This window comes from Candidatus Vogelbacteria bacterium (assembly GCA_021414225.1).
Classification (GTDB): Bacteria; Patescibacteriota; Minisyncoccia; order Phycocordibacterales; family XYD1-FULL-46-19; genus JAIOOX01.
Window position 1 is genome coordinate 31,337 of the sequence record JAIOOX010000004.1, and the last position, 12,279, is coordinate 43,615.

The 12,279-nt window shown below is 43.0% G+C and carries 17 protein-coding genes and 1 other RNA gene; 9 read left to right on the forward strand and 9 right to left on the reverse strand.

Annotated elements, in window-relative coordinates:
- Nucleotides 1-10: 10 nt before the first annotated feature.
- On the reverse strand, nucleotides 11-739 hold the full coding sequence (locus K8Q91_03015) for a hypothetical protein (protein ID MCE9628939.1): 729 nt from the start codon (nucleotides 737-739) through the stop codon (nucleotides 11-13).
- Nucleotides 732-2,552, reverse strand: a complete 1,821-nt coding sequence (gene ftsH, locus K8Q91_03020) for an ATP-dependent zinc metalloprotease FtsH (protein ID MCE9628940.1) — start codon at nucleotides 2,550-2,552, stop codon at nucleotides 732-734. Before ftsH ends, K8Q91_03015 begins: the two co-directional genes overlap by 8 nt.
- A gap of 143 nt (nucleotides 2,553-2,695) precedes the next feature.
- Here ftsH and K8Q91_03025 point away from each other — a divergent pair, with 143 nt between their 5' ends.
- The 9 genes from K8Q91_03025 to rplT all read left to right on the forward strand — a co-directional run bounded on the left by K8Q91_03025 (nucleotide 2,696) and on the right by rplT (nucleotide 7,289).
- A complete protein-coding gene (locus K8Q91_03025; GenBank protein ID MCE9628941.1) occupies nucleotides 2,696-2,914 on the forward strand; it encodes a hypothetical protein in 219 nt (72 codons plus the stop codon).
- Nucleotides 2,915-3,416: 502 nt separating this feature from the next.
- Nucleotides 3,417-3,863 (forward strand): SsrA-binding protein SmpB, encoded by a 447-nt coding sequence (gene smpB / locus K8Q91_03030; protein MCE9628942.1) that lies wholly within the window; start codon nucleotides 3,417-3,419, stop codon nucleotides 3,861-3,863.
- Between the two features lie 3 nt (nucleotides 3,864-3,866).
- Nucleotides 3,867-4,249: a transfer-messenger RNA gene (gene ssrA / locus K8Q91_03035) on the forward strand.
- 285 nt (nucleotides 4,250-4,534) lie between these two features.
- Nucleotides 4,535-4,906: a cupin domain-containing protein gene (locus K8Q91_03040; protein ID MCE9628943.1), complete on the forward strand. Its 372-nt coding sequence runs from the start codon at nucleotides 4,535-4,537 to the stop codon at nucleotides 4,904-4,906.
- A 96-nt stretch (nucleotides 4,907-5,002) separates the two neighbouring features.
- The gene (locus K8Q91_03045) at nucleotides 5,003-5,515 is read left to right on the forward strand and encodes a hypothetical protein (protein ID MCE9628944.1); all 513 of its coding nucleotides are present in this window, start codon (nucleotides 5,003-5,005) and stop codon (nucleotides 5,513-5,515) included.
- 243 nt (nucleotides 5,516-5,758) lie between these two features.
- Nucleotides 5,759-5,950: a hypothetical protein gene (locus K8Q91_03050; protein MCE9628945.1), complete on the forward strand. Its 192-nt coding sequence runs from the start codon at nucleotides 5,759-5,761 to the stop codon at nucleotides 5,948-5,950.
- Between the two features lie 231 nt (nucleotides 5,951-6,181).
- Nucleotides 6,182-6,745 carry a translation initiation factor IF-3 gene (gene infC / locus K8Q91_03055; protein ID MCE9628946.1) on the forward strand — a complete coding sequence of 188 codons (564 nt, stop codon included), beginning with the start codon at nucleotides 6,182-6,184 and terminating at the stop codon, nucleotides 6,743-6,745.
- Nucleotides 6,732-6,917, forward strand: a complete 186-nt coding sequence (locus K8Q91_03060) for a 50S ribosomal protein L35 (GenBank protein ID MCE9628947.1) — start codon at nucleotides 6,732-6,734, stop codon at nucleotides 6,915-6,917. The genes infC and K8Q91_03060 overlap by 14 nt, the downstream gene beginning before the upstream one ends.
- Before the next feature lie 24 nt (nucleotides 6,918-6,941).
- Complete coding sequence (gene rplT, locus K8Q91_03065) at nucleotides 6,942-7,289, forward strand: 50S ribosomal protein L20 (GenBank protein MCE9628948.1); 348 nt, start codon at nucleotides 6,942-6,944, stop codon at nucleotides 7,287-7,289.
- Nucleotides 7,290-7,343: 54 nt separating this feature from the next.
- On the opposite strand, the gene K8Q91_03070 is transcribed toward rplT, so the two are convergent.
- From K8Q91_03070 to K8Q91_03100, 7 genes are all read right to left on the reverse strand, one after another.
- A complete protein-coding gene (locus tag K8Q91_03070) occupies nucleotides 7,344-8,708 on the reverse strand; it encodes an MBL fold metallo-hydrolase (protein MCE9628949.1) in 1,365 nt (454 codons plus the stop codon).
- A gap of 480 nt (nucleotides 8,709-9,188) precedes the next feature.
- Nucleotides 9,189-9,761, reverse strand: a complete 573-nt coding sequence (locus K8Q91_03075; protein ID MCE9628950.1) for a nucleoside-diphosphate kinase — start codon at nucleotides 9,759-9,761, stop codon at nucleotides 9,189-9,191.
- A gap of 10 nt (nucleotides 9,762-9,771) precedes the next feature.
- Nucleotides 9,772-10,536, reverse strand: a complete 765-nt coding sequence (gene map / locus K8Q91_03080) for a type I methionyl aminopeptidase (protein MCE9628951.1) — start codon at nucleotides 10,534-10,536, stop codon at nucleotides 9,772-9,774.
- The gene (locus tag K8Q91_03085) at nucleotides 10,533-11,117 is read right to left on the reverse strand and encodes a nucleoside monophosphate kinase (protein MCE9628952.1); all 585 of its coding nucleotides are present in this window, start codon (nucleotides 11,115-11,117) and stop codon (nucleotides 10,533-10,535) included. The genes map and K8Q91_03085 overlap by 4 nt, the downstream gene beginning before the upstream one ends.
- A 7-nt stretch (nucleotides 11,118-11,124) precedes the next feature.
- Nucleotides 11,125-11,592: a type II secretion system GspH family protein gene (locus tag K8Q91_03090; protein MCE9628953.1), complete on the reverse strand. Its 468-nt coding sequence runs from the start codon at nucleotides 11,590-11,592 to the stop codon at nucleotides 11,125-11,127.
- A 7-nt stretch (nucleotides 11,593-11,599) separates the two neighbouring features.
- Nucleotides 11,600-12,073 (reverse strand): type II secretion system GspH family protein, encoded by a 474-nt coding sequence (locus tag K8Q91_03095; protein ID MCE9628954.1) that lies wholly within the window; start codon nucleotides 12,071-12,073, stop codon nucleotides 11,600-11,602.
- Complete coding sequence (locus K8Q91_03100; GenBank protein MCE9628955.1) at nucleotides 12,067-12,267, reverse strand: hypothetical protein; 201 nt, start codon at nucleotides 12,265-12,267, stop codon at nucleotides 12,067-12,069. The genes K8Q91_03095 and K8Q91_03100 overlap by 7 nt, the downstream gene beginning before the upstream one ends.
- Nucleotides 12,268-12,279 lie beyond the last annotated feature (12 nt).

The following is a 12,279-nucleotide window of genomic DNA, read 5'->3' on the forward strand; positions in this document are numbered from 1 at the left end:
GTAAACAAGATTATTCTAATTTTAAGGCAGTGTCTATAGGATAATCTCCAACCGAAAACCTTTTGATACTATAAGCTAGGGCCGGCACCCCCAAATTACGGCCGATCTTTTCTGCTAAAACTCGAACATACACACCACTGCTGGCTGACACTTTTATTTTAATAACGGAAAAAACTTGGTCAGATCGATCACTTAGAATTTTATCCCAAACTGATTTTATGTCTGTCTGTCTAAAATCACCTACGACTTTATCAATTCGACTGTTTATCTTTTCCAGTAAATCGGAGCCGTTAATTTCAGTTAAAGAAACAAAATCTAGTCTAGTAATTTCTACTTGTTTAGAGACTAGAGTGTTATCTTCCAGTCTACGCCGGCCCGCAATTTTCGGGGACGAAAATTGCGGGTATTTCTGCTCAAAAATTCCGACCAGCTCAGCCAAAATTTCTCGCACCCGTGATTCCAAGACCACTTCTTCATTAAGTTTATATTCGGTCACCAAACCCATCACATCCCCCGTGTCGGTGCTCACCCCCAACAAAATTTCCGCCTCATATACTTTTGGTAAACCTAAATATCGTTCTCGACTAAAATTAGACTCACCAACTAACACCAACATCACACCCTCGGCCAACGGATCAAGTCGCCCAGCGTAAGATAATTTTTTGTCTTTGTATTCCGAAAACTTCTGACGCAACAGATCGAGAGTTTGCAGTGGCGTCAGACCGGCTGGTTTATACAACGAGAGGACCATCAGGTAAACCTTGCTTTGGCTTAATCCCATGAAGGATTAGGTGCTTTTCAAATTCGGCCCGCTCCATGGTTTCCATTTTGACCAGTTCTTCAGACATTTCGTCCAGAGCCTTACGGTGGTTAGTGATCACTTCATCTGCTCGAATCAAAGCTTCAGTCATAATTTTTGAGACTTCTTTATCAACAATCGTTTGAGTATTTTCTGATACAAACTTATCAGTTGCTATCACTCCACCAGTGATAGTCTTAGAGTCTCCACCCGCCAAATCAATCGGCCCAATCGCATCACTCATACCATAGCGAGTCACCATACTACGAGCCAAGGCAGTAGCTACTTGAATATCATTAGATGCTCCAGTGGTCATATCACCAAAAATCATTCGCTCCACCGCGTAACCACCAAGTGACACGGCAATGTCGTCGAGAAATTCCTTCCGTGAATTTAATTTACGATCTTCAATCGGTAATTTCAAAGTATAACCAGCGGCGTGGCCACGAGAAATGATCGATACTTTATGAACTGGATCGGAATTCGGTAAAACCGAAGCAATCAAAGCATGACCCATTTCGTGGTAAGCGGTAATTCTCTTTTCCACATCAGATAAAATATGACTTTTACGTTCTGGTCCGAGCATCACCTTCTCCACACTACGCAACAGATCATACTGACTAACCTCTTTCCGATCTTCGCGCGCTGTCAAAATAGCGCCTTCATTCATTACATTGGCTAAATCAGCACCCGAGAAACCTGGTGTTCGTTGGGCAATTACTTTCAAATCAACGTCTGGTGCTAGTGGTTTTTTGCGAGCATGAATAGCCATGATTGCTTCTCGATCTTTAATATCTGGTGGGTCAAGTACTACTCGTCGATCAAACCGGCCCGGTCTGAGCAAAGCCGGATCAAGCACATCTGGTCGGTTAGTCGCCGCCATAATAATCAGTTTCTCGTTTGGTTCAAAACCATCCATTTCCACCAAAATCTGGTTTAGAGTTTGCTCGCGTTCATCATTACCACCACCCACTCCTGAGCCCCGGTGACGACCGATTGCGTCTATTTCGTCAATAAAAATAATCGACGGCGCCGCTTTCTTGGCCATTTTAAATAAATCTCGCACTCGGGAAGCGCCCACACCCACAAACATTTCCACAAACTCCGAAGCGGACAAATAAAAGAAAGGTACCTCGGCTTCACCGGCCACCGCTCTCGCTAGCAAAGTCTTGCCAGTTCCTGGTCCGCCAATCATCAATACCCCTTTTGGAATCCGGGCTCCAATATCCAAGAACTTTTTAGGATTTTTAAGAAAATCAACAATTTCCATCAACTCATCTTTGGCCTCTCGAACTCCCGCCACATCTTTAAAGGTCACTTTTTGTTTGGAATCATTTGGATCAATGATTCGCGCTCGCGATTGACCAAATGAGAAAGCTTGCATGGAAGCCCCTTTGACCTGACGACTAATCATCCAGAAAAAGATAATCACAAAAATTATCGGGATTAAGATCGGCAATAAGTTCAACAGCCAGAAACCCCAACCGGAAGGATTATCAACAGTCACTTTCACTTTACCTAAAGCTTCTGGATTAACTCCATAAAGAGACAGCGTTTCCGACAAAGAACTCTCCGCTTCTTTGCGGGACTTACTTTGAGTCGAGTCTTTATAAGTAGCGGTTAGTTGATCACCGTTAACGTCGATGGCCGTAATTTGACCAGTCAAAACCGCTTGAGAAATTTCAGACAACGAAACATCTTTAACCTTATTTTTCTGTTCCGCCAAACTTGAATAGAGACCAACTAAAAACATTAGTATTAATAAGGTCAAAACTACCTGCCCAGCCAAGCCACCTAAAGCATTATTATCGCCCCCTTGCCACCATGATTTTTTGGATTTTTTAGCCATATATTGATAGACCCTAGTATACTGAAAAGTCGAAAAAATGAAAGATTTTGCCAGAAAAAATAAAAGGTGACGAACCCGGTTTCCCGACTACGCCACCCTCCCAAGATTTCGACAAGATCACCCCGCAAAGAAAGACAGGCTACTTCTTCGGCTTCTTCTTTTTCGGCTTCGGCTTCGGCTCGGCCGGAGCAACCTCGAGCAAGCAGCCCGAAATGTTGCTCAATCGGCTAGCCGTCTGGCCACAACCGTCTTCACAGATAAGTTGAAGTTCAACTTTCTGCGGGTGGTTGTTGGCCCGGATCTCGTTGGCGCCGACTAGCCGTGCACCTGTGACCAGGTACTGCCGACCCTTCTTTCCAACACAACAGTCGCTTTTGAGAGCGTCTGCTGTGAACTGAACCTTCTGGTTCGGTCGGAGAAGGACCACACCCTTACTTGTCCCCGCCTTCGCTGCTGCCATGACAATACCCATCCTTCTAAAACATTTTGATTACTACCCAATGTAGCAACCCTAGATCCAAAAATAACTTTACACCTTATTATTATATAGTGTCAAGTAAAAACCTGTTTTTGGCCATATTTAGTAACGCCAAAATAAAAACCACCTTAAGACTTCCATAACTTCTCGTACCAGTCCCAAGTAAAATGCATGATCAAAAAAGCCGGAATATAAATCGGTATTAGAATAATAGCCAGAGCAAATTTCGCTTTGGAATCTAAGTTTTTCACTGCGTTATGAATCTTACCAAAATCTGTTAGAATTTGTCTATGTCTACTTTTGTGCACAATAAAAAAGTGAATTTCAATTATGAAATTACCGACACTTTTGATGCTGGTATCGAACTACTGGGTCCCGAGGTTAAATCACTGCGACTAGGTCAGGCTTCTCTTGATGGGGCGCATGTCATTATTCGAGGGGAAGAAGCCTATTTAGTCGGCGCCACTATCGCCCCTTACCAGCCCGGCAACAAGGACTCCAAGGTTGATCCGACTCGAACCCGCCGACTTCTGTTGTCCAAAAAAGATATTGCCGAATTGATCGGAACCGGGGCTCGCAAAGGATTGACATTAGTGCCGATTTCAGTGTATAATAAAGGACGTTACATCAAGCTTTCGATCGGTGTCGCTCGCGGTAAGAAGAAATTTGATAAACGCGAAACACTGAAGAAAAAGGAAGCTACTAGAGATGTAGCCAGATCGTTGAAAGATTTTTAATATGGGGATGCCAGTTTAGACGAGAGATTACTGGTGTTCGCGCCAAACGGAGGAGGTTACCTAGCTCCTAAAAAACGGTAACAACCTATGAGTGCAAAAACTGCCTCAAAAGGAAGTGTGGCTTCGCCATACTCTCCTCTAGCTTTCGCTTTAGCCTAAGCTAGTGCTTGCCCAGATTGTGAGTGGCTGTCTGGACCAAGTATAATAGTCGCCAATCTTCGGACTCAAAGTTGTCTTGCTTTGAATCCAAAAACTTAAAGACTCGGCCGGGTGATGCTTTTGTGGCTTTTTGATATCACCTGCTTAAAAAATTGAAAGGCACTATGTTTGGTAGAAACGCTCATCATACCCTCCCGGACGTGGGTTCAATCCCGCCATCTCCACAAAAATAAGGAACGCAGTGACTATATTTTTGTAGGATGCCGCCAGTTGTGCCTAACTGGCGGCGCCACAAATACTATGGGTATTTTCCCGTCAAAGTTTTTTATTTGGCGGCACCACAAAAAATAACCAGTGACTTTTTTGTATAATACCGCTAACCACTTACAGTTATCAGCACCACAAGCAATTACCACCTTCATGGGTGGTTTTGTTTTTTGGGGTTGACTTCCCCATCTTAACCAGGCATAAATAATACTGGATCAAGTTGCTAACCATAAGGGAATCGTTCCATGCCAAAACGACGTGTCCGTTTTTTGTTTGCGATCTGTGGTTGGAGTGTGAACATTATCACCATTCCACCGAGTGGTGTTGTACTGGAACATTTGCACTGGATCAAGGAGGAAGTCTATATCGGTCTGTCGGGAGTTGGTAAACTGACAATTGACGGCCGGACTACCAAATTCAGTCTCGGCTCGATTCACCACATCCCCACCGGGACCTCTCACGGGTTAACAACCGAAAAAGGTGTCAGGTTCCTAACCCTCGAGGGCCCAACTTTACCCAATGACACCATTTTTGGACTAAATGGACCCTACCCACCCCGCCCGCCAAGAAGCCCCGCTTCTGGTCGGCGGGGTTTTCTTTTTAATCTTAATCATTGACACAAATAGAAATTTATTGCAGTAATATGACCAGCATAACTAGGTGTTCTAGTTATTTTTGGATATAGGTCTTCACAACATAGGAACCAAAGGGAGGTGAAAGAAATGGAAAAACATTTCAAGCCATGGCCCAACGCCACCACACAACTACTGTGGGAAATCTGTCTGGTGCACATCCAGGAGACTGATCCTTTGCCGCTCAACGGCCGGAAAATCCGGCGCCGGGCGGGGCAAATATTCAGCTGGATACGGAAGTTCGACGACCAGACCAGTCTTCAAACCTTGATCCTGATCCTGGTTGAAGGACTGAAGGTGGTAGTCGATCGGTGCACCAACGAGGCTCTCAACCTCGATTACCGCCCAGCCCCCAAACCGATCCCCGAGTCGCTCCAGTCGATCATGCCTGATGAGAGGCTATGGGAAATTTTGTGGCTGATGATGGCTTACAAAATTACCAACACCCCTATCCTCTGGGGAGACGAAGGTATCAAGGTCATCGCCACCAACCTGACCAACCAACTCACCAGCAATGGTATGCCGGTGAACGAAGATCACACCATCAACGTGATCCGAGAACTGTTGGGTCAAGTGGTGACCCAACCTCGCTAACATCCCAATCATGGGTGTCCCCTTGATTGGGGCCTAAACGGTAATTCGACCTCCCGGCTCACGCCGACTTGGTCGAGGATAAGAACGTTCCCTATGATTCACTGCCGGTCGAAGCGCAAGCGCTTCGGCCGGTTTTTCCTTTCCTTAAAAACTTGACCAAAAATAAATAGCATGTAATAGTATCGTCTGGAGATTCTGGGAAATAGTTCCTGGAATAACGTTTACCTAGAGAGGTTTTCGCACATGCATAGCAACGGTATTGTCGGGGTTAAAGCTAACGGTTTCCAGGCGGGAGACCGGGTGACCCAAAAAGGTGGCGAGAGTGCCTTTGAGGTGCTTACCGCCGTAAGCAAAGAGGGTAACAAAGTTGCCCTCAAGTCGCTGACCGGCAGCCTCGCGTTCGTGGAGCTGGCCGAGAACTTGGTTCTCGCGTAACCCAAAACGTTTTTATACACCTCCCCGAGCCACCAGGCCCGGGGAGGATTCTTTTTTATAAAGAAGCCAAGGGTTTGACCCCGTAGTAGATTTTGGTATTGGTCATAGACCCACTCCGCCTGTCAGGACGGAGTGATAACAAAATTCACTACCGGGTTTGACTTTTCTCCCAATTTCCCTTACTATTGTTGGGTACAGCCGTCGAATAGACGGTATTAATTTACAAGGTTTTTGAATAAATACATACGCATCAATAATCAGATAACCGCCAAAGAACTCCGAGTAATAGATGACGAAGGAGGTAATTTGGGAGTTATTTCGAAAGAAGAAGCTTTGAAAGTCGCTCAGGAGCGAGAAGTGGATTTGATAGAAATATCACCAGCCGCCAATCCCCCAGTAGCTAAACTCATGGACTTCGGTAAGTGGCAATATCTAGAAAATCGTAAAGATAAACTAGCTAAAGCCAAAAGCCATATTATTGAAACAAAATCCTTGCAGATTAAAATCGGTACCGGTGAGCACGATCTAGGCTTGAAAGCCAAAAAAACAGGTGAATTCTTAGCTGAAGGTCACCGGGTCAAGATTGAACTATTCTTACCAGGTCGGTCCAAATTTTTGGAAAAAACCTTCCTAGGTGATAGATTAGAGAGAATCCTAAGACTAATTCCTATCGATTACAAAGTAGCCGAAGGACCAAAACAAGGACCAAAGGGTATTTATGTGATCGTCGAGAAAGGTTCAGCCAAAGCCAAAGAAGAAGAAACAATCCAAACAACCAATCATGAAAACCAATAAATCATACTCTAAGCGTCTACGAGTAACCAAAACTGGGAAAATTTTGGCTCGTAAAGCTGGTAAAAACCATTTTAATGCTAAGGCTTCCCGTTCTTCTCAGTTGACTGGCAAACGCATGACCCAAATCGTCATGACTAATAAAAGCGCTTCCCGCTTCTTGTCAGGTTTATAATAATAAGCTAGTAATACATACACCATGCCACGCGTAAAACGAGGAACAATATCAATGAAGCGACGACGCAATGTCCTTAAACAGGTCAAAGGCTTTCGTTTTGGTCGCAGTACTAAGGAACGATCAGCTATTGACGCTATCCTCCACGCTGGCCGCAGTGCTTATGGTCACCGCCGTGACAAGAAAGGAGATTTCCGTCGTCTTTGGAACATCAAGATCGGCGCAGCTCTCTCCCCGTTTGATCTTTCCTACAGTAAATTCATTGGTATGTTAAAAACCAAAAACATCGAATTAGACCGAAAAGTAATGGCTCAAATTGCTGAAACCGAACCAGAATCATTCGCTCGACTAGTAGAACAAGTTAAAGCCTAAATTTAAACTAAAAAACTCCCCAAACCGGGGAGTTTTTTAGTTGCTTCAAAAAGACTACAGATCAAGAGTCACAATGTCACCCTCTTTTGGTACGGTAGCATTAATCCCAAAAGTATCGTGTAAGCGCTGAGCTAAGAAAGAAGCCGACTTAGGTTCACCCATGGCAACGAATACTTGTTTGAGGGTTTTGGTGGTAGTGGATACAAAATCAACCAACCCATCACCGTCCTTATGACCAGAATAACCAGTAATTAAAATCACCCTACCATTAACAGGAACATCTTCACCGAGGATTCTAATACTCTTGGCTCCCTCTTGAATCACCCGACCCAAACTACCTGAAGCTTGATACCCGGCAATAACTAAGGAACTATTTGGATCTGGTAAATAAAGTTTTTCATGATGCAAAATACGACCACCATTGGACATACCCGAGCCAGCCAAGATTATCTTCCGAGCGCCAGCATAACGAATCGCTTTAGATTCATCTGTTGATTTGGTCATATGGAGTTGCGGGAAGTGAAATAAACCATCCCCCTCTCTCATAACCTGACGAGCGTCTTTGTTAAAATAGCTTTGATACTTCTTATAAATAGCGGTTACCTCGATCGCCAGTGGTGAATCTAAAAACACTGGCACTAAAGGAATTTCTGAATTTTCCATCATATTTTCGATCTCAAACAAAAACTCCTGAGTTCTCTCAATCGAAAAAGCCGGGATCATGACCGTTCCACCATTAGCTAAAGTATCTTTAATGGCTGCCCGTAGCTTTTGACTTCGTTCGTCTCGGCCTTCATGGTTGCGATCACCATAAACACTTTCCATCACCATGTAATCAATGTCGGTGATAACTTCAGGATCAGGCAATAGAGGGGTTGGTGAATTTCCTAAGTCGCCAGTAAACATTATTTTCTTGCCATTATAAGTAAACTCTACCATCGCTGAACCTAACACGTGCCCAGAGTCGCGCATAACGGCTTGAAATTTGCCAACTGTAATTGGTTCATGATATTTAGCGGTTTGCCATAAACCCATGGCTTGTCTGACATCGTCTTGATCGTAAAGTGGTGGAACATTATCACCTCGGGCTTCCTTTTCCATTACTCCCATACTATCGATTAAGGACACTGCTGAAATATCTTTAGTTGGTGGAGTAGAATAGATCACACCAGTAAAACCATCTTTGACCAACTTAGGAATTCGACCAATATGATCCAAGTGAGCATGAGTCACAAACAAAACGTCTATTTTGGTGGGATCAAAATCAAACTTCTCACGATTGTTGTCTTCTGACACTTTAGTCCCCTGAAAAAGACCACAGTCGATCAAAATATTTTTCTCTCCGTCAGAAATCAAAAAATTGGAACCGGTCACACTTTCGGCTCCACCTAAAAATTTAATAGTTACTTGATTAGTCATGGCCACATTGTAACGTAAATTAACCTTCTCTCAAAACTGTTCGACAGACTCGACAAGCTCACTGCAAGCTAGCTCACAATAAACCTTTCGACCAGCTCAAGCTAAACAAAAACCGCCCAAAGGCGGTTGTTGTTTAGGCAACTAGGATAATTACCAGGGTATTTCTACGTGGGTGTCCGCAACATCAGACCAAGGTCTAACGCAATTGAGACTCCCTGATAATATTAATCTGGATAATCCTAGGAACCTCTGCTTATTATAATCCTCCTTTTTGGGTATGCAATACAAAATCACTAACGTAATACAAAAAAATAATTCAGTAAATAACACTTCCAGAAAAAGCATACTGCGTAAAGGTATTTAATGGAACAAAACGAAACATATCTCGCAAAGGGGGTTTGCGGAGTGACGACGACACAACTTCAGGATTTTTTAAGCTTCAAAAAATCCGTACCCTTTGCGAGATGATGTTGAGTGAATCTAAAACCGTTTGTATTGAAAAATAGTATCGTTACCAAACCAGTGTTTTATTTCATGTTCAGCTTCTTGTTGATTTTCCGAAGCGTGAACCAAATTCATCATCACCCGATGTTCACGATTAGCGATTAGAGGAGAATCAACCGAAAAATCGCCCCGGATTGTTCCCAGTTCTGCCAGATAAGGTGAAGACGGGCCAACTATTTTACGCACCATATCGATCGCATGAGTTCCTTCTATTACCATTTTTACTAGTGGAGCGGAAGTCATATACTCTACCAGCCACTGACGGATATTTTGACCGATCTGTAAATTATCATCTGTCCCATATTCAGCCTGAGGGTCAATACCGTATTTTTCTAAGTTGGCTAAAGTTTTAGTGCCGAGCCGAGCAATCCAAGCCTCATCTTTAGGATAATGACCGTCGATCTGCTCGTAAGTTGGCTGAAACATATCCATCGCGACCACCTTTAGGTCGCGTTGTTCAAACCTCTTTATAATCTCCCCAATCAAACCTTTACGCACCCCATCAGGCTTGACCATGACAAATGTTTTTTCTTCTTTGGTATTAAACATAATGATTGGATTATAACGCTGTTAAAATAATCGGACCACTATCAGTCACCGCAATCGTGTGTTCAAAATGAGCACTGAGTGTTCCATCAGCTGATACAAAAGTATACTCATCGTCCAAGAGGTCAGTCTCTTTGGTGCCTAAGGTAATCATCGGCTCAATCGCTATAACCATTCCCGCTTTTAACTTCTCACCAGTACCAGCTTGGCCAAAATTGGGAATTTGTGGATCTTCATGAACTCCATAACCAACCCCATGGCCAGCTAAATCTTCAATAATTCCATAACCAAAAGGTTTAATATACTGCTCAATTGCAAAGCCAATATCACCCACTGTTTTCCCCACCACCGCTTGAGCGATAGCTAGATCGAGGGCTTTTTTAGTTTGACTGATCAAATTTTGAACCTCCTCCGACACTTCACCAACAGCCAAAGTAATCGCCGAATCCGTAAATAACCCAGCGTGAACCAAACCTAGATCTAGAGTCACCACGTCTCCCTCTTTGATCTCATATTGACTAGGAATACCATGAACGATCTCATCGTTCACCGATACACATAAAGCCGCTGGATAGGCCAATCTAGCCCCTTTGGGGCGATAATTGAGGAAGGCTGGACTGTCACCGTATTCTTTAATTAAACGCCTAGCTTCATCGTCCAAATCCCTAGTTTTGACCCCTGGTTTAACCTGAGTCGCTAAAGTAGTCAAAATAGAGGCCAATCGCTTGCCTCCTTCTCGTAAAATCTGAATTTCTTCTTTGGTTTTTAGTTTAATCATAAATTAGCCAACAGTTCACTATGAATCTCTTCGATAGTCTTGAGCCCATCAAGTTCTATAAACCTATGTTTATCATGATTACGATAAAATTCAATAGTTGGAGAAACGTCGTGGTCAAACCAATCCAATCGCTTCTCTATTTCATCAGAACTGCGATCGTCATCACGACCCCTAGCCAATAGACGCCTTTTAGCTTCCTCGCGAGTGATATTAAGGTGAACCACCACCACATTTTGCCGATCATAAAAATTGAGAGCTGAATCAAGGGCTTTGGCTTCAGCTAATGCCCGTGGAGTACCATCAAAGATTAGATGTTCAGTTCCAGTGAAAGATTCAATCAACACATTAGCCCACATCCACACAGCCAAAAAATCTGGTTGACGGACACCAGTAGACATCACCGCTTTAGATAATTGACTAGAGTGTGAATCACCTTTAATAAAATTCCTAAATCCATCACCGGTTTCTACTAGAAAAATTGGTGACTGATCTTGGGTGGTTAGGTAATCTTTCAGTAAACCAGCCTGGGTCCCCTTACCACAACCAGACCGCCCAATAAAAATAAAAGTTTTTAAATCCATATAATTACTAATTTCCAAGGGGAACAACATTGGATGTACAAATCCTATCATAACCAGTATTTTGATCATCAATAACTCCAGTCCCTCGAAAATCATTATACCAACACTTTCCAGGCTGCGACTCTAAAGGAAACTCAAAAATAAAACAACTAGGATCTGAACTGACAGATCCAGGACAAATTGGAGTATAAATACCCTCAATAGCCGGAGTGCCAGCTGGGGGCGGTTTTAAATATTGATTGATTAAATCATCATCACCGTCAGTCCCTTTAACAGGATCCCCCGGATAATAACTCCTATCGTTAAAAAATAATTCAAAACCTCTTCTATATTCGGCTGCATATTGAATACGAGCACTGTCACGCGCTTTGGCACGTGCACCACCAAGAGAAGTAAGTACCACCGAACTCAAGATGCTAATAATCGCAATGACTACCAATAGTTCTATTAATGTAAAACCTACTTGTTGTTTCATAAAAAAATTAATTATTAAGAACAGTACAGCCTAAAACTTCTTCTCCGTTTTCATCAACTCTTTCCCCCTTACCTCTAGTATCATCATACCAACAATAACCTGGTTTAGAGTTTAACTCAATCTCAGCGATATAGCACTGACCAGTCGGCTCACAGTCGTGGGTAGTAAATGCCATTTTAAAACGATTATCATCGAAAGCGCCTCCATTATTCAAATTACAGTTCCGAGCAAATCTACCCAACTCAGCCAAAGCGGCTGCCAAAGTTCCAGCCCCAGGGACATCATTACCAATATAACGATTATTGTCCAACATAAAAGCTTGATTACAAACACTAAACTGTCTCAAGACATCAACATTTCTAGAATCAAGGGCTTTCAATTTGGCCTGATTAAGGCTAGCTAATACAATACTAGATAATAAGGCAATAATGGCTATTACCACCAACAATTCAATAAGGGTAAAACCAGAACGTTTTACCATATAAATGGGATAACTATAGCCAGAGTAATTAAGACTAAAGAAATTACCACTAAGACAACATTAGCCTGCTTTGGACTACTGGCCCAACCTTTTTTAATCAGAAAACCAGCCAAACCCCCAAGGGCTACAGCTGGTCGACTAACAATTAAATTATCAGGTTGGTCAGAGTTATATAAAATTGGATCTGAACTCATACCCTCCATTAT